Annotated in this window: 14 protein-coding genes; 5 read left to right on the top strand and 9 right to left on the bottom strand. The window is 75.6% G+C overall.

Translation table 11 applies throughout. The annotated features are described in order from the left end of the window. Positions 1-23: 23 nt before the first annotated feature. Positions 24-1,508, bottom strand: coding sequence for a hypothetical protein (locus tag ACFXAM_RS17720; RefSeq protein ID WP_380292180.1), 1,485 nt, complete (start codon positions 1,506-1,508; stop codon positions 24-26). Positions 1,509-1,980: 472 nt separating this feature from the next. Here ACFXAM_RS17720 and ACFXAM_RS17715 point away from each other — a divergent pair, with 472 nt between their 5' ends. After that, a complete protein-coding gene (locus tag ACFXAM_RS17715; RefSeq protein ID WP_380292178.1) occupies positions 1,981-3,213 on the top strand; it encodes a phosphotransferase in 1,233 nt (410 codons plus the stop codon). A 24-nt stretch (positions 3,214-3,237) separates the two neighbouring features. Here the strand turns inward: ACFXAM_RS17715 and ACFXAM_RS17710 are convergent, their stop codons facing one another. From ACFXAM_RS17710 to ACFXAM_RS17700, 3 genes are all read right to left on the bottom strand, one after another. Then, complete coding sequence (locus tag ACFXAM_RS17710; protein WP_380292176.1) at positions 3,238-4,485, bottom strand: acyl-CoA dehydrogenase family protein; 1,248 nt, start codon at positions 4,483-4,485, stop codon at positions 3,238-3,240. Positions 4,486-4,897: 412 nt separating this feature from the next. After that, positions 4,898-5,392 (bottom strand): hypothetical protein, encoded by a 495-nt coding sequence (locus ACFXAM_RS17705; RefSeq protein WP_350554877.1) that lies wholly within the window; start codon positions 5,390-5,392, stop codon positions 4,898-4,900. A gap of 701 nt (positions 5,393-6,093) precedes the next feature. Further along, on the bottom strand, positions 6,094-6,336 hold the full coding sequence (locus ACFXAM_RS17700) for a DUF397 domain-containing protein (RefSeq protein ID WP_380292213.1): 243 nt from the start codon (positions 6,334-6,336) through the stop codon (positions 6,094-6,096). Between the two features lie 276 nt (positions 6,337-6,612). Between ACFXAM_RS17700 and ACFXAM_RS17695 the strand changes: the two genes are divergently transcribed. Then, a complete protein-coding gene (locus ACFXAM_RS17695; protein ID WP_380292174.1) occupies positions 6,613-7,152 on the top strand; it encodes a PTS-dependent dihydroxyacetone kinase phosphotransferase subunit DhaM in 540 nt (179 codons plus the stop codon). A 463-nt stretch (positions 7,153-7,615) separates the two neighbouring features. On the opposite strand, the gene ACFXAM_RS17690 is transcribed toward ACFXAM_RS17695, so the two are convergent. The 3 genes from ACFXAM_RS17690 to ACFXAM_RS17680 all read right to left on the bottom strand — a co-directional run bounded on the left by ACFXAM_RS17690 (position 7,616) and on the right by ACFXAM_RS17680 (position 10,121). Beyond that, positions 7,616-8,104 (bottom strand): NUDIX domain-containing protein, encoded by a 489-nt coding sequence (locus ACFXAM_RS17690; protein ID WP_380292172.1) that lies wholly within the window; start codon positions 8,102-8,104, stop codon positions 7,616-7,618. A gap of 137 nt (positions 8,105-8,241) precedes the next feature. Continuing rightward, entirely contained in the window at positions 8,242-9,426 is a 1,185-nt protein-coding gene (locus tag ACFXAM_RS17685; protein WP_380292171.1) for a serine hydrolase domain-containing protein, read from the bottom strand. Positions 9,427-9,851: 425 nt separating this feature from the next. Further along, positions 9,852-10,121 (bottom strand): hypothetical protein, encoded by a 270-nt coding sequence (locus ACFXAM_RS17680; RefSeq protein WP_380292169.1) that lies wholly within the window; start codon positions 10,119-10,121, stop codon positions 9,852-9,854. Between the two features lie 375 nt (positions 10,122-10,496). On the opposite strand from ACFXAM_RS17680, the gene ACFXAM_RS17675 reads away from it, so the two are divergent. Continuing rightward, positions 10,497-11,750, top strand: a complete 1,254-nt coding sequence (locus tag ACFXAM_RS17675) for a polysaccharide deacetylase family protein (RefSeq protein ID WP_380292167.1) — start codon at positions 10,497-10,499, stop codon at positions 11,748-11,750. Positions 11,751-12,948: 1,198 nt separating this feature from the next. Here the strand turns inward: ACFXAM_RS17675 and ACFXAM_RS17670 are convergent. Continuing rightward, positions 12,949-13,719: a glutamate racemase gene (locus tag ACFXAM_RS17670; RefSeq protein WP_380292165.1), complete on the bottom strand. Its 771-nt coding sequence runs from the start codon at positions 13,717-13,719 to the stop codon at positions 12,949-12,951. A 56-nt stretch (positions 13,720-13,775) separates the two neighbouring features. Here ACFXAM_RS17670 and ACFXAM_RS17665 point away from each other — a divergent pair, with 56 nt between their 5' ends. Both ACFXAM_RS17665 and ACFXAM_RS17660 read left to right on the top strand, forming a co-directional pair. After that, on the top strand, positions 13,776-14,915 hold the full coding sequence (locus tag ACFXAM_RS17665; RefSeq protein WP_380292163.1) for a glycosyltransferase: 1,140 nt from the start codon (positions 13,776-13,778) through the stop codon (positions 14,913-14,915). A gap of 24 nt (positions 14,916-14,939) precedes the next feature. Next, positions 14,940-15,686: an SAM-dependent methyltransferase gene (locus tag ACFXAM_RS17660; protein ID WP_380292161.1), complete on the top strand. Its 747-nt coding sequence runs from the start codon at positions 14,940-14,942 to the stop codon at positions 15,684-15,686. An 18-nt stretch (positions 15,687-15,704) separates the two neighbouring features. On the opposite strand, the gene ACFXAM_RS17655 is transcribed toward ACFXAM_RS17660, so the two are convergent. Further along, on the bottom strand, positions 15,705-16,580 hold the full coding sequence (locus ACFXAM_RS17655) for an alpha/beta fold hydrolase (protein WP_380292159.1): 876 nt from the start codon (positions 16,578-16,580) through the stop codon (positions 15,705-15,707). Between the last annotated feature and the right edge of the window lie 159 nt (positions 16,581-16,739).

Raw genomic sequence — 16,739 nt, 5'->3', positions numbered from 1 at the left:
CCCCGGCCGCCGACTCCGGCGCCTCAGACGGGCTGCGGCCGGTACTTCGCCCCCACCGTCCTCAGCTCCCGGCCCAGCTCGTCCCGCAACTCGTCCACCACCGGCACCCCCCGGTAGCGCGCGGTCAGCCGGTACATCTCCCGCAGCCGGTCCCACGTCCGGTGCGAGGAGTTCTGGCCGATCAGGTTCAGCACCAGCTTGACCTGGGTGTCCGCCGCGTCCGGCTCCCCGGTGAGCCAGTGCACCGAGGCCAGCGTGATCCGGTCGAACAGCGCCGAGCGCAGCTGACCGGTCCCCTCCCGCAGCTCGATCACCCGCTCGGCGTGCCGGCGGGCCTGCCCGGCCGCGGACAGGTCGTGCTCGGCGAGCGTGCGCAGCACCAGCGCCTGCATCCCGCGCAGCTCCGCCTCGTCGAACACCTGCATCCAGGACGGCGGCGGCCCGTCCGGGTCCTCCGCGAAGAGGTCCTCCGCCTCCCCCAGCAGCCGCCAGGTCGTCTGCGACTGCCCGATCGACGCGAACGCCCACGCCTCGACGGTGTTCAGCATCGCCTGCGTCCTCGGCAGCATCCGGCCGCCGCTCGCCCGCGCGGCGGCCATCAGGTCGATCGCGTCGTCGGCCCGCCCGAGGTGCACCATCTGGCGCGCCGCCCGGGAGATCGCCTCCCCGGCACGCGGCCGGTCCCCGGCCTCCTTCGCCGACTCGGCCGCCAGCATGAAGTACTTCTGCGCGGTCGGCTCCAGCCCCACGTCGTGCGACATCCAGCCCGCCAGCACCGCGAGGTTGGCCGCGACCAGCCACAACCGCTGCTCCACGGAGCCGCCGTGGCGGTGCGTCAGCAGCCCGCCCACCTCGTTGAGTTGACCGACCACCGCCTTCCGCTGCAGGCCGCCGCCGCGGGCCGCGTCCCAGGCCCGGAACACCTGCACCGAGTGCTCCAGCGCCTCCACCTCGTCGGGCCCCACCGGGCCCGCGTCGTACTGGTCCACCACCGGCCGGACACCGCCCTGGGTGACCACCCGGCGCGGGCCGGGCGCCGAGGCCGCGTACGCGACCGCGTCCCCGCCCAGCCAGCCCTTCAGCGAGTCGGCGATGACCGCCCCGGCGGTGAGCGCGGCACCCGCGCCCATCAATCCACGTCGGTTCAGCATGAGGTCCATTCCCGTGAACTCGGTGAGGACCGCGGCCGTCCGATCCGGCTCCCACGGCGACGAGGTGGCGGACTGCGCCGCTCCGGTCCTGGTGGGCCGGTGTCGTTCCAGACCGAGGTCCTCAGTGGTGACGACACGGCCGAGCCGCTCCGTGAACACGGCTGCCAGTACCCTCGGCACCGGATCGCGCGGGATCTCCCCCTGCTCGATCCACCGCCGCACCCGCGAGGTGTCGGTGGACAGCTGCTGCTGTCCCATCGCGGCACCACGCCTGTTGACCAGCCGCGCGAGCTCGCCCTTCGACCATCCGGTCAGGACGAACAGATCGGCGAGTCGGGTGTTGGGTCCCCTGCTCACGTGAAGCCCCCAGGTTCCTCGGCTGATCCGAGGCTAGAGCTTCCGTCATGTGCCGGGCGAGCATTCGCCAGGCTTCGCCAGGGTCCGCCACATTACCAACCACCGTCCTGCGGGTGTCATGTAGAGGTGCGCCACCTCGCCCCCGGGTCGGGCGGCGTCCCAGGCCGGTTCGGGGGTTCCCCCGTGCGGGTCGCGGGGCGCTCCCGGTCCTCACCCGAGGGGGTGGCGCGGCCGGGTGGCGCGGGGGCGCCGGGCACGGCCACGGCAGAACCGGCCATCCGCATTCCCCAGGGTGCGGAAGGCCGGTCCACCGCCGCAGCACGGGGTTCCGGCCCCGGCGTCCGTGCCCGGCGCCCGCGCACCACCCACCGGACCGCACCAGGGCCGGCCGCCGGACCAGGAACCCGGCGGCACCGGCCCTCCCGCCCCCGCGGGCCTCCGAGACGGACCAGGAAGGGACTTCCCTCACCCCATGTACTCCTCAGCGACCTCCCCGACGCCGACCGCGCCCCGGACCGCGCTGCGCCCGCCCACCGCAGCCGCCGGCCGTCCCGGCCCGAAGCAGGTCCCGCCGCCGTCCCGGCCGGCCGCCCCCCGCGGTGCCGTCGACGGCCGGCCCGTGGACCCGCGGGGCCAGGCCGCGCGGACCGCGCTGGGGCTCCGCTCGCCCGAGACCGCCGCCCCGGCCGGCCCGTGGACCCCCGGAACCCGGATCCCCGCCGCCCGTCCCGGCGACGGCCGGCTGCTGCGTCCGCCGACGCGGCCGGGCCAGCCCGCGGCGCAGGAGCGGATCGACCCCTCGGCGCTGCAGACGCCGTCCGTGCGGGCCGCGCTCGCCGGCGTCTCGCGGATATGTCCCGCGTTCACCCCGCGCCAGGTACTGCGCGAGGGGAGCCGCCACATCCTGGTGGCGGGCACCATCGGCCGGGCCCCGGTGGTCGCCAAGTGCCTGGCCCCGCAGGCGGTGCGCAGCGAGTACTTCGACCAGCTGGTGGCCGACTTCCACCACGAGGTCGCGGTCTACCGGGCCTTCGTCCGGCACCGCCCGCCGGTACGGCTGCCCCGGCTGGTGGCGGCCGACCACGACCGCTGCGTGCTGGTCATGGAGCGCGTGCCCGGCCGGCCGGCCGCCCGGGAGCGCCACCCGGCCAACGCGCCCACCCCGGGCGAGGTGCGGGCGCTGCTGACCGCGGTGCGCACGCTCAACCTGTGGCGGCCGCCGACCGACGTGTTCCAGCCCCGGCTGGACTACCCGTTGGAGATCGCCCGCTACCACTCGGTGGGCCAGCTCACCGACCGGGACGCCGGGGACCTGCGCGGTCTGCTGCACGGCCTCGGGCACGCCCCGCTCCAGCTCTGCCACGGCGACGCGCTGCTCAGCAACATGCTGCTGGCGCCGTCCGGTCCGGTGCTGGTCGACTGGGAGCAGGCCGGCTGGTACCTGCCCGGCTACGACCTGGCGGTGCTCTGGAGCGTGCTGTCCGGGGACACCGCGGCCCGTCGGCAGATCAGCCAACTCGCCCAGAGCGGCGGCACCCTGGCCCGGGACGCGTTCCTGGTGAACCTGGTGCTGGTGCTGATGCGGGAGATCCGGCTGTACGACGTGCCGGGCGCCGGCGAGGAGCAGCGGATCATGATCCGCCGGCTCTACGACGACGCCGCGCTGGCCCGCCGCGCGGTCCGGGCCGCCGTCGGGACGCGATGAGGCCGCCCGGCCGCCGGCACCCGGTCAGGGCCGGGTGCCCCGCTCCAGGGCGGCCCGGCCCGCGGCCTCCAGGACGGCCTCGTCAGAAGCCAGGTGGACCCGGCTGCTGAGCACGTCCCGCAGGTAGCGCTCCAGCGGGTGACGGCGGCTCAGTCCCGGGTTGCCGGTGAGCGAAACGGCCTGCTGGACGGCGGCGATCGCGGCCCGGGTGGCCAGCAGGTGGGCCGGTCCGGTGCGGGCGACCGCGTCCGGCTCGGCCCGGTCCACCCGGGGGGCCAGGCCGTGGACGAGCTCCTCGGCACCGATCAGCTGGGCCTCGATCTCGCCCAGCGCGCCGCGGTAGCGGGGCAGGCTGCCGAGCGGCTCGGTGAGATTGGCCGGAGTTCGCTGGTGCAGGAACCGGACCAGCCAGTCCTGGGCCGAGCGGGCCACCCCGACGGCCACCGCGGAGAGCGCCAGATCGTGCCAGGCCCGGGCCAGTTCGGCCGCCGGGACGGCCCCGGCGGCCGGCGCGGTGGCGGAACCGGGGCGCGCGGCCGTACCGGACGCGCCCTTTCCACCGCCGCCCTTCGGCGGGTTCAGGCCGAGCGCGAGTTCGGCGGGCACCCGCACCTCGTCCAGCACCACGTCGTGGCTGGCGCTGGCCCGCAGGCCGAGCTGGTCCCAGGTCGGGTCGACCTCCAGGCCCTCGCTCTCGCCGCGCACCAGGAACGTCCCGCTCCGGGGCTCCGGTTCGTCGGTGCGGGCGGTCACCGCCATCCAGGCGAGCGCCTCGGCGCCGGTGCAGTAGGTCTTGCGGCCGGTGAGCCGCCAGCCTGTGCCGTCCCAGCGGGCCAGCGTGGCCGGCGGCTCGCCGCTGCGGCCGCCGGGTTCCGCGTGCAGGGTGTTGACCAGGGCCGGCCCGCGCCGGGACTCGGTGAGCAGCCGCCGGTAGCCGGCGGTCGGCCAGTTCGCCGTCCGCGCCTGCTCGGCGTGCTGGAGCAGGGTGAACGCGGTGACCACGGCCACCGAGGCGTCCCCGCGCCCGAGTTGGGCCAGTACCTGGACGGTGTCGGCGAGCGTTCCGCCGGGGCCGCCGTACCGCCGGTCGACGGTCAGGGTGAGCAGTCCGGCGTCGTGGACGGCCTCGATGCCCTGGTAGGGGAAGGTCGCGTCGCGGTCGTGCTCCTCGGCCCGGGCGGCCAGCAGGTCGACGACCCGGGGCAGCCCGGCGAGGGCGGCCTCGACGGGGGACGGGGCGGCGGGCGAATGGTCGGCAGTGATGATGCTCATGGGGCAGGTGCCTCCGGGCGGCAGCGTGGGCTCTGGCTCCTCGGCACGCCGGGACGGGCGCGCGGGACGGGCAGGCGACCCCGGAGGTCGGTGGAACACCCGCCCCCGGAACCCGGGCTCGGCGGACACCCGCCCCCGGACCGGCGCCGGCCGCTCGGCCGGCCGCCCGCCGCCTCGGGGACGAATCCCCCTCAGTGACCCGGACACACCGCGCTGGCGGTGCGCCGCAGGTCGAGGTAGCTGCGACGGGTCAGCAGCGGGAGACGGCACGGCATGTCCGCGACTTTACGAAGCCGTGATCGAGGCCGTCAAGCAGTGCCCGAGGCCCGGAACGAGCGGGGTGACGCAAGCGCCGCGAGTACCGGAACGGGAAGCAGAACCCTGCCCTCCGGGGCACGGTCGCGGCGTCCGGTCAGCCCTGCTGGAACATGTCCGCGGGCAGCGGTTTGAGCAACTGGTAGAGGTCGTCCGAAATCGGTCGGTCCCAGGAGGCGATGGTGACCTGCACGCCGTCACTCCGGCCGAACTGGGCACAGAAGACCCGGCCCTCGCTGACCTTGACCTTCTTCACGATCAGCAGGTCGTCCCCGAGCATGACCGGGAAGTCCTCCGCCGAGACGAACTCGACCGGTTCCTCGTCCCCCAGGGCGGCGAGCAGCTGGCGCACCTCGAAGGGCACGCTGTCGCCGGTCTCCCGGGCCGGCGAACCCTCGGGGAGGTTGCCGATGAACATCGCCGGGCCTCTGCCGCCGAACAGGTCGTAGCGCAGGAAAATCCCCTGGCAGGAGCCGTCCGGGCCGGTCATCATGGCCGCACCGAAGTCGCCGGGCCAGTCGCCCGGGTCCATGGCGAGCACGTCGAAGTCCGGGCCGGTGGGCTGACCGGAGCGACGGCGGAGAAAAGACATGGGAACATCGTACGTGCCCGGCAGACCCCGCTCGCGGGGTGGGTGGGGCGCCGGACGGAGATCCACGCTCAGAGACCAATGTTGACTCTGAGCAACCGTCCGGGCTACGTTCGGTTCAGCACGACAGCCGTTCTGGGTTTCACCCTTCGGGGGGACGGCATGTCGCAAACGCGGCCCTACACGCGTTTCCCTCACTGTGCATACCGTCGTGCCGATCCGCCGAGCACCCAGCTTCGACGTCGCACACCGCACAGCACACAAGCCAACAGTTCCATGCACCACAAGCAAGGTCCGCGGGGCCCCGGCCCGTCGCTCCCGCGGATCTGCTCGGGACGCCGCCGCGTGGGGGCGTGCGGGTCCCGGGCACCGGCGCCACCTCCCGAGTCGCTCTCGGGTCCGGCGCCATCCTCCCGGCGACTGCCGGCCCCTCCGTGGGGCCGGGACCGGCCGACGCACCCCCGGTGCGCAGGGGATGACTGGGAGGAGACTCGGCAGCACTGCCGGGTTGCACAGCAGGCGCCGTGTCTGGCCGCGTGGGGGCGGTGGGCACGGCGTCTGCCTGTGCTCATACTCTGAGCTGCGTTTGTCCAGCAGTCAACAGAAATTATGACGGGGCACGTTCAAATGTGATCGGAACGATGACCACCGGAGACCTTCGGGCCCGGCCGGGCGCCCCGTGCGGGACGTCCGGCCGGATCCGGTCAGGTGAGGTCGAACTCGCCGTCCCGCGCGCCGAGCACGAAGGCCCGCCACTCCCCGGGCGTGAACACCAGCACCGGGCCGTCCTCCTGACGACCGTCCCGCATGCCGATGTAGCCGTCGACGAACGCGATCTGCACGTCGCCGACGCCCTGGCTGCTGCACAACCAGGTCGCCCCGGTGAAGTCCACCTTCGGCTTGCCGTTCGCGCCGAGCTCCGCCGGCCCCGCCTCGACCGGCTCCACCCCGGTCCCGCTGTTGGCTGTCACTGCTGGTCTCTCCTCCCGACGGCCTGAACGGCCCCAGCCTAGTCACCCGCACGGCCCCGGTCAGCGGGATCGGGAGGACTCCCCCGGCCGCGTCCGACGGCCCGTCAGCGGCCCCGGCCCGCCCCCGCCGGGCGCGTGTCCCGCGCGGCGGGCGGCGGGCGAACTGCCAGAGTGTGGGGAGCCCCCACCGGGCCCCACCGAGCCCCTTCCCGCCCCCACCCCGCCCCCACCGAGCGCCCCGAGGAGCAGCCGATGAGCCGCCGGGACGGCACCCGCGCCGATGTCATCCCCATCTCCGAGGCCCCCTCGGCCCACCCCCCGGCGCCCCGCACCCCGCCCGCCCCGGCCCCGCTGCCCCGGCCCACCCCGGGCCGCCCGCCCGGGCACGGCCGGGTCGGCGTCGTCCTCGTCTCGCACAGCCAGGAACTCGCCACCGCCGTCCGCGCCCTGGCCCTCGCGCTGACCGGTGACGACTCCGCCGCACCGGTGGCCGCGACCGGCGGCGACCTGGTGTCCGGCCCCGGCATCAGCGCCGTGCTGGTCGCCGCCGCCACCCGGCGGGTCGACCAGGGCCACGGGGTGGTCGTGCTGGCCGACCTCGGCGGCGCGGTGACCACCGTCCGGGCCCTGCTCGCCGACGCCGACGAGCACGGCCTGCCGTTCCCGGTCCGGTTCGCCAACGCACCCTTCGTCGAGGGCGCGGTGGCGGCGGTCGCCACCGCCACGGCCGGCGGCGACCTCGCGGCGGTGCTGGACGCCGCCGAGGAGGCGTACCGCCAGCCCAAGGGCTGATCCCCCGTCCAGGGGCCGCCTCGGCCCGCCGGGCCCGCCGGTGACCGCTTCCTGCCGTTCTGCGGGATCGGTTCCACAGCGGGTGACCGCACGGCTACCATCGGCACCGGGCCGGCCGCGGGGCCGGCCGGTCATGAGGGGGGAACCTCGGCCATGCGCGCGGTCGTCACCGGCGGAGCCGGACTCGTCAGGGCCGGACTCGTCAGGGCCGGACTCGTCGGGGCCGACCCGCCGGCCGGTGACCACGCCGACGCCGGCGGCGCCCCGGAGGTGCCGGGGGGCTCGCCACCTGGTCCTGCCGGGCGTGCCGACGCTGCGGTTCCCACCCGACTGATCACCGGTGAGGCCGGCCTTCGGCACCCGCACCCGCGCGCCGGTCCCGGACGTCCGGCCGGTGCCGCTGCGGGAACACCTGGAGGCACACCGCGAAGGGGCTCCACGAGCCCTGCGCCGGGGCCCGCCGTCAGGGGCGCGGCGCGCCGTTCCACTCGAAACCGGCCTCGGCGTGACCGGCCACCGCGCGCTGGATCCAGGCGAGTTCCTTCTCCGCCATCGGCGGCAGCGCGTCCAGCGCGTACCAGCCGACCGCGAGCGTCTCGTCCTCGTCCACCCGCACCTCGCCGCCCACCGGGCGGCAGCGGAAGATCAGCTCCAGGTACTGCGTCATGTCGCCGTTGGGATAGGTGACCTCCGGCGAGACGGTGACCGCCACCAGCCGGTCCGGGACGGCCACGACACCGCTCTCCTCCAGGCACTCGCGGACCGCGCCGTCGGCGGGCTGCTCGCCCGGGTCGAGGATGCCGCCGGGCGGCGTCCAGCTGCCGTCGTCGGCGCGCTGCACGAGCAGCACCCGGCCGTCGTCGTCCAGGACGACCGCCACGACGGCACTGAGCCAGAGCATGCGGGTTCCGACCACGGCGCGGAGGTCGGCGAGGAACTCGGGAATGGCCATGGCCCGCACCCTATCCGGCGGGGGCGCCGCCGACCGGCGCCGTCCGCCGGCAGCACGGCGCCGCGGCGCCCACGACGGCCCGCCCGGACGGGCCGTCACCCGCCGGGCGGTCGAGCCCCGACGGGGCGGTCGAAGTCCTACGGGGCGGTCCGGCCGGCGCAGGCCGCGGCCGTCACCAGGGCGGTGAAGGCGGCCTCGGAGGCGTGCCGCCCGGCGGAGTCGTACGGATTGCGGACGAGCGCGACCTGGCGCGTCCCGGTGTCGTCGCTGAGCATGATGCTGCTGTAGCCGATGCTGTCGCCGCGGTGGCCCCAGAAGTTCCCGCAGGGGGTGGGCGTGCGCTCCAGGCCGAGGCCGTAGTCGGCCCCGCGCCCGAGGCCCGTGGTGCGCTTCATCTCGGCGAGTTCGGCGGGCCCCAGGAGCCGTCCGCCGAGCAGGGCCGAAACGAAGGCGGCGAGGTCGGCGGTGGTCGAGATGCCGGCGCCGGACGGGCCCGCGACGCTAGGGTCGAACAGCGTGACGTCCACCGGGCCGCCGGGCAGGGCGACGTAGCCGTGGGTGTGGTGGCCGGGCACGGCGGGGTCGTTCTCCGGCATGGTGGTCTCCCGCAGGCCGAGGGGCCGGATGATCCGTCGTTCGACCTCCTGCTGCCAGGTGCGGCCGGTGGTCCTCTCGATGAGCATGCCGAGCAGGATGTAGTCGGTGTTGGAGTAGTGCCAGTCCTGACCCGGCGGGAAGTACGGCGGGTGGCTCTCGGCGACGGCGACGAGTTCCGCCGGTGACCACGACTTCCAGCGGTCGGTGCTGAGCCAGGTCCGGAACGAGGCCTCGTCGTCGTACGCGAAGGCCGGGTCCGAGGTGTAGTTGTAGACGCCGCCCGTGTGGTTGAGCAGCTGGCGGAGGCTGATCGCGGCGCCGTTGTGCACGACGCCGGGCAGGTACGTCTCCACCGGCTCGTCCAGGCCGATCCGGTGCTCCGCGACGAGCTGGAGGACGACCGTCGCCACGAAGGTCTTGGTGGCGCTGCCGATCCGGAAGCGGTCGCGGGCCGCGGCGGGCTCACCGGTGGCGAGGTCGCCGGTTCCGGCCGCGCCCCTCCAGAGGGTGCGGCCGTTCTCGCTCACCCGGCCGAGCGCGGCGGTCGCACCGCCCGGCGCCACCACCGCCCGCAGCCCGGCGTCCAGCGCCGCCCGGTCGACCCGTCGTGCCGAGTCCGACACCGCGCCCGCGTCGACGGCGCCGGCGGCGCCCCCTGCGTACGCCGCCGGGACCACGCCGGCCACCAGGCCCGCCCCCGCCAGCACAACCGCCGCCCGGCGCACGGCCCTGCTCCTTGACGTCCCCACCGCTCCGACCTCCGCCTCATCCGCCCGGAGTCCTGTTCAACTCCAGCTGTTCGCGTGGCTGTTGAAACTGTCGCAGCGCACAGGGGGCGGAGCGTCGGCCTGGGGTCCCACCTCGTGTCGCCATCAAGTCGCACCCCTCGCGCCGGGTCTCTACGACTTGGGGAGGGGGCGACCCCCGACGGCGCCCGGGGTCGACGCCGCCCCGGACGGCCGTCACGGGAGGGGAAGGGGAATGTGGGGCTGCTGCCCCGGAATTGTGAAAGAAACGAGAAGGAATTGGCGGATGGGCCGATTACCCGCCGACCCGACCGGATGAACGCGATCGGGCGATCGGCGTTCGAGCGACTTCCCGGTTTGCCGGTTTGCCGGTTTGCCCCGGGATCCGCCGCGGCGGTCCGCGCTCAGGCCGCCGCGCGGCGGCGGCGGAACAGCGCGAAGCCGATCCGCCCGAGCAGCAGCACGCCGGCCGCCAGGCAGCCCGCCACCGCCATCGCCCAGGCCGGACCGTCACTGTCCGGAACCACGACCGCCACCACGATCCCCAGCGCGAGGCAGGCCAGGCCCACCAGCGCAAGCGGCACCTGGTGCGTGACCAGCGGACCGCCGTGACAGTACCGGGCCAGCCGGGTCGCTCCGTGCGGGTGGAAGTGATCACGTTCCGCATCTGCCATGAGCCCAAGGTACCCCGGAGCCGCCGCCCCGGCAGCATGCGGGACGCGATCGGGCGGACACCCTCGGTGAAGGCCGCCGACGGGCGTCGGCGGATGTTCGGAAAGGTGTCGCCATGCCGTCCCGAAGCCGTTCCGGGCTCGTCCCGGAATTGTTCCCGATCTGCGAAAAAACCTTGCCGGTCCCGTACAACCATCAACGGGGCGTAGCTGTCTCCATTACATTGAGCGATCCAGGAGCCGTCCGCGGTGCGGGTTGGGAGTCCCCGCCGTGGACCGGACATACCCAGGGGGCGGAGCCGCCGTGCCCTGGAGTCGGAGGCCGGGCTCCGTCCTCCGGCGGTACCGCCACGCCGCATCGGCGACCGAGGGGGAACCGTGCCGCAGTCCCATTCCACGACATCGACCTCCAGCCCCACGGCCCGGACCAGGGCCGTGGTGACCGCCCTGTCGGACCTGCGGCCGCCACCGACCACCGCCGCCCCGCCCGTGCCGCCCCGCCCGGCCGGACCGCCCGGGCCGGGCACCGTGACGACCGACGGGCAGCCGGTCGTCACCCCGCCGGCCGTCACCCCGCCGACCGGCCTCCAGCCCGCCGTACTCCCGCCCGGCGTGCACCCGGCCGGCGGCCGCGCGCTGCGCTCCGCCGTCCCCCTGACCTGCCCCCGGCCGGTCCGCCGGCCGGCCGAGCCCGAGCGGGCCGACCGCCGCGCCGGCCACCGCGCCGACGCGCGCGGCGAGTGGCTGCGGTTCGCCCCCGTCCAGCCGCTCTTCCGCGCCCGGGCGGCGCAGCGCCTCGCCGTGCTCGCCTACCACGGGGTCACCGACCCGCGCTCCTTCGGCGCCCAGCTGGACCGGCTGCGAAGACTCGCGACCCCCGTCTCGCTGGCCGCCGTGCAGCAGGCCGTCGCCGAACGGCGCCCGCTGCCCGCCCGCAGCGTGCTGGTGACCTTCGACGACGCCGACCGCAGCGTGCTCACCCATGCGCTGCCCGCGCTGATCGAACGCGGCATCCCCGCCGCCGCCTTCGTCATCTCCGAGCTGATCGGCACCGAGAAGCCGTTCTGGTGGCACGAGGCCGACTTCCTCGCCCGGCACGGCGGCCGCGCCCGCTCGCTCGACTGCGGCCACCCCTCCCAGCTGCTCCGCCGGCTCAAGGCGATGCCCGACCCGGACCGCCGGCGCAGCCTCCAGGAACTGCGGGTCAGCGCCGACCGGCGCCCGCCCGGCCAGGAACAGCTCACCCCCGCCGACCTGCTCGCGCTCCGCGAGGGCGGCGTCGCCATCGGCAACCACACCCAGGGGCACCCGTGCCTGGGCCGCTGCGACGACGCCACCGTCCGGGCCGAGATCACCGGCGCCCACGAAGCCCTCACCCGCTGGCTCGGCGAGCCCCCGATCGCGTTCGCCTACCCGGACGGCGGCCACGACGTCCGGGCCGAAACCGTCCTTCAGGAGCTGGGCTACCGGCTCGGCTTCCTCTCCGACCACCGCCTCGGCCCCCGGCTGCCCTCCCACCCCCTCCAGATCAGCCGGCTCCAGGTGGACTCCACGACCAGCAGCCGGTGCTTCGACACCATCCTCTCCGGCCTCGAACCCGCCTACCGCCGCTGGCGCGGCCGCGCCGCCTGACCCTCCCCCGCGCAGGAAGTCGCCCCACCGGCTTCCTGCGCACACCACCCCGCCACACGCTCCGGCCCCCTCACCCGCGAGCCCCGAGCGGCGCCAACCGGCAGGCCCCCGGGCACCCCGCCGAGCCCGTCGCCCGGGCGACCTTCGGCCACCACCGAGCCGGAACGGCGGACCGTCGTCCGCAGTCAGCTCCACGCAGCGCCCCGCCCGGGTCCCGGCCCGGCGCCGGGGCAGTCGCCGCACCCGCCCCCGACTGCCGGGCCCGGATAACGGAGATCCCCAGCGCGACCGACGCCCGCTCACACACCCGGAACCCGGGCGCGCGCCGCCAACGGCCGACGGGGCAAGGCGGCGGACGACTCCGCCGCCCTCCACGCCCGGCCCCACGCCCACGCCCCGCACAGACCCTGCCCGACGCCGAGGCGGAACAGCGATCAAAAACCACACCCCCGCCACAGCGCCGAACAGCTCCACCACATCCACGCCTCACCGCGCCCACGACTCGCACGGACACCGGCCGGCGCCGAGCAGGACAGCGATCACGCCCGCCGCCACGCCCAGAAGCCCGGACTCGCCACCAACGGCCTGCGGGGCAGAGCGGCGGACGAATCCGCCGCCATTCGCAGGGGGCGCAACGGGCCCGGGTCCGGGGATGGGCAGGCCGGGCGGAGGCCGCCACCGCCGTCTGCGCCAGGACACGGGGCGGTGAGGGCCGCGCGGCGAAGGTCGGCGCCGCCGCGCCGGGCCGGAGCTGCCCAGGGCAAAAGGCCCGGCCTCTGCGAGCCCAAGCCTCACGGGCAGACCGTCAGCCCCGCTGACCGACCGCGCCCGGACGCCGAAGCGCCACGAACTCGCCTCCGCCTCAATCCGCGGCCACTCGGGAAACCAGGCTTCGCGGACAGCCCATCGCACCCCCGACCTCACCCGGACGCCCAAGCGCCCCGAACTGGGCACCGCCTCGATCCGCGGCAGCTCAGGACACCGAGCCTCGCGGACAAACCATGCCCCTGACCGCACCCGGGTACCACGAACTGGCCACCGCCACGACCCGCGGCCCCCAGGAAACCGAGCCTCGCGGGCAAACCATGCCCCTGACCGCACCCGGACGCCGGAGCACCACGAGCGTCTGCGCGAGCTCGGGGTGCCGGGTCCTGCGGCCCAGGCCGTTGCCGAACCGCGCCAGGGTCAGGGTCAGGGGTCAGGACGCCGGGGCGGTGAGGGACAGGGTCTGGGGGTAGGCGAGGGCGGCGGGAGGGAGGGTGGTGGGGGTGCCGGCGTGGAGGACGGTGAGGGTGGCGGTGCCCTCGCGGGTGGGGTCGAGGACGCGGCGCAGGGCCTGGGCGGCGACCGGGTCGGCGGAGCCGTGCAGGGTCAGCGAGGGCAGCGCGGCCGGGGCGACGGCGGCGCGGATGCGGTCGGCGACCAGTTCGTAGTGGGTGCAGCCGAGCACGACCGCCGCCGTGCCGGCCGGGGTGCGGGCGGCCGCGTCGGCGACGGCAGCGTCGATGGCCGCCTCGTCGCCGTGCTCGACGGCGTCGGCGAGCCCGGGGCAGGCGACCTCGGTGACCGCGGCCGTCCCGGCGAAGTCGCGGATCAGCCCGCGCTGGTAGGCGCTGCCGGTGGTGGCGGGGGTGGCCCAGATGGCGACCGGGCCGCCGAGGGCGGCGGCCGGCTTGATCGCCGGGACGGTGCCGATGACCGGCAGCGCGGGCTCCAGTTCGGCCCGCAGGGCGGCGAGCGCGTGCACCGAGGCGGTGTTGCAGGCGACGATCAGCGCGTCCGGCCGGTACTCGGCGGCGGCCCGGGCGCAGCCGAGGGCGAGTTCGGTGATCGCCTCGGGCGTCCGGGGCCCCCAGGGCATCGAGGCGGGGTTGGAGGAGAGCACCAGATCGACGTCCGGACGCAGCGCCCGGAGTGCGGCGGCGGCGGCCAGCAAGCCGATTCCCGAGTCCATCAGTGCGATCTTCACGGGTCAAGACTTTAGTCGATGCCCCCCGTCGGGCCCGGGTGCGGCAGACTGCCCGGGTGACCGTCCTGCTGTGGATCGCCGCGTTCTCCCTGCTGGTCTGGCTCTGGCTGGCGGGCTGCCACGGGTTGTTCTGGCGCACCGACGTGCGGCTGCCGCCGCGCCGGCCGCCGGTGCGCTGGCCGCAGGTGGCGGTGGTGGTGCCGGCCCGGGACGAGGCCGGGGTGCTGCCGCTGTCGCTGCCGGGCCTGCTGGCGCAGAAGTACCCGGGGCGGGCCCGGGTGGTGCTGGTGGACGACCACAGCTCGGACGGGACGGGCGCGCTGGCGCGCTCGCTCGCCGCCCCGGGGGGCCTGGAGCTGACGGTCACCACCCCTCCCCCGCTGCCGCCGGGCTGGACCGGCAAGCTGTGGGCGCTGCGGCACGGGGTGGAGCTGGCCGGGCCGGACGCGGAGTACCTCCTGCTGACCGACGCGGACATCGCGCACGGGCCGGACTCGCTGGCCGAGCTGGTGGCGGCGGCGGAGAGCGGCCGGCTGGACCTGGTGTCGCAGATGGCCCGGCTGCGGGTGGAGACCGGGTGGGAGCGGCTGATCGTGCCGGCCTTCGTGTACTTCTTCGCCCAGCTGTACCCGTTCCGGTGGAGCAACCGGCCCGGGTCACGGACGGCCGCGGCGGCGGGCGGCTGCTCGCTGGTGCGGCGCGAGGCCCTGGAGCGGGCGGGCGGGGTGGCGTCGATCCGGGGCGCGGTGATCGACGACGTGTCGCTGGCCCGGGCGGTGAAGGCGGCCGGGGGCCGGACCTGGCTGGGGCTGGCGGAGCAGGTGGACAGCGTGCGCCCCTATCCGCGCCTGGCGCAGCTGTGGCGGATGGTGTCGCGCAGCGCGTACGCCCAGCTGCGGCACTCACCGGTGCTGCTGCTGGGGACGGTGCTGGGGCTGGCGCTGGTGTACCTGGTGCCGCCGGTGGCGGCGGTGGCCGGGCTGGTGGGGGGCGCGTGGCCGGTGGCGGTGGCGGGCGCGGCGGCGTGGGCGCTGATGGCGGGGACGTTCGTGCCGATGCTGCGCTACTACGGGCGGCCGGCGCCGGCCGCGCTGCTGCTGCCGTTCACGGCCTCGCTCTACCTGCTGATGACGGTCGACTCGGCGGTGCAGCACTGGCGGGGCCGGGGCGCGTCCTGGAAAGGCCGGACGTACTGAAGCCGGGTGGGTCACACTGGCCGGATGGACCGTCGGATGATCTCCCGGCTCGCGCACGCGCGTCATCCGATCGCCGCGCCGCTCTGCGACGCGTCGGTGGCGGCGCTGCTGGAACGGGCGCTCGCGCCGGACGAGCAGGGGCGGGCGCTGGACCTCGGCTGCGGGCGGGCGGCCTGGCTGCTGCGGGCGCTGGGCGCGCGCCCGCACTGGCGGGCGGTCGGGGTGGACGTGGACGCTGCGGCGCTGACCCTGGCCCGGGAGTCGGCCGAGGCGCTGGGGGTGCAGCGGCGGCTGGGGCTGCACCACCTGGACGCCCGGGAATTCACCGACCGCCGGCCCTTCGAGCTGGTCCTGAACGTCGGCGCGACGCACGTCTTCGGCGGTCTGCTGCCGGCGCTGGCCGCGGCCCGGGAGTTCCTGGCGCCGGGCGGCCGGGTGCTGGTGGGCGAGGGGTTCTGGGAGCGCGAGCCGTCGGCGGCGGCGCCGGCCGCGCTCGGCGCCGCGCGCGAGGACTACGCGGACCTGGCCACCACCGTGGACCGGGTGACGGCCGACGGCTGGACGCCGGTGTACGGCCATGTGAGCAGCCGGCAGGAGTGGGACGACTACGAGTTCTCCTGGACGGGCACGGCGGCCGAGTGGGCGCTGGACCACCCGGAGCACCCGGACGCCGCGGCCGTCCGGGCGGCGGCGGAGCTGCACCGCGCCCAGTGGCTGCACGGCTACCGGGGGACGCTCGGTTTCGTCACGCTGCTGCTGCGCCGGGACTGAACGCCCGCGGGGGGCGCGCTACTTCCCGATCCGGGTGAGGAAGTCGTCGATCAGCGGGGCGATTTCGGGCAGCTTCTCCTCCAGGGCGAAGTGCCCGGTGTCGAACACGTGCAGGTCGGCGTCGGGCAGGTCGCGCAGGTAGGCGCGGGCGCCGGGTTCGGTGAAGAACGGGTCGTTGCGGCCCCAGACGACGAGCGCGGGCGGGCGGTGGGTGCGCAGCCACTCCTGCCAGACGGGGTAGAGCTCGACGTTGTGGTGGTAGTCGAGGGCGAGTTCGACCTGGACGTCCTTGCGTCCGGGCAGGTCGAGGTGGTGCTGGTCGAGGGTCCAGCCGTCGGGGGCGACGAGGGTGGGGTCGCCGGTGCCGCCCTCGTACTGGGAGCGGGTGATCTCCAGGGTGAGGATGGCGCGGGCGCGTTCGGCGGCGCCCTCGACGCCGAAACGGTTGGCTATGAACGCGCGGGCCTGCTCGGAGAGTCCCTCCTCGTAGGCGTTGCCGTTCTGGACGACCAGGCCGGTGATCCATTCGGGGTGGCGGGTGGCGAGCCGCAGGCCGACGGGGGCGCCGAAGTCGAAGACGTAGAGGGCGAAGCGGTCGAGGCCCAGGGCCCGGCAGAAGCCCTCGACGACGTCGGCCAGGGTGTCGAAGCGGTACGCGAAGGCGTCGGGCGCGGGGCTGTCGCTGTGGCCGAAGCCCGGGTAGTCGGGGGCGATCAGCCGGTGGCGGGTGCCGAGCGCGTCGAAGAGCCGCCGGAACTGGTGGGAGGCGGACGGGAAGCCGTGCAGCAGCAGGAGCACGGGGGCGTCGGCCGGGCCGGTCTCCCGGTAGAAGACGCGCAGGCCGTCGACGTCGACGTGGCGGTGGTGGACGTGCGGGATCGTCAGCTCGCTCATGCTAACCATTAAACATATCAGTAATGGTTAGGGGAAGGGTCGGAAAGCAGCCCGGCCGGGGGGGCGGGGGGGGCCGGGCCCCCCCGGGCCACCCCGGGGTGGTGGGGGGGGGTTAAAAAACCGTGGGGCCCCCCGGGGGGGGGGCGGGGGGGGGCCGGG

This window comes from Kitasatospora sp. NPDC059462 (assembly GCF_042749955.1).
Lineage (GTDB): Bacteria > Actinomycetota > Actinomycetes > Streptomycetales > Streptomycetaceae > Kitasatospora.
The sequence above is the reverse complement of the archived record's forward strand: the minus strand, read 5'-3'. Positions and strand labels throughout refer to the sequence as shown.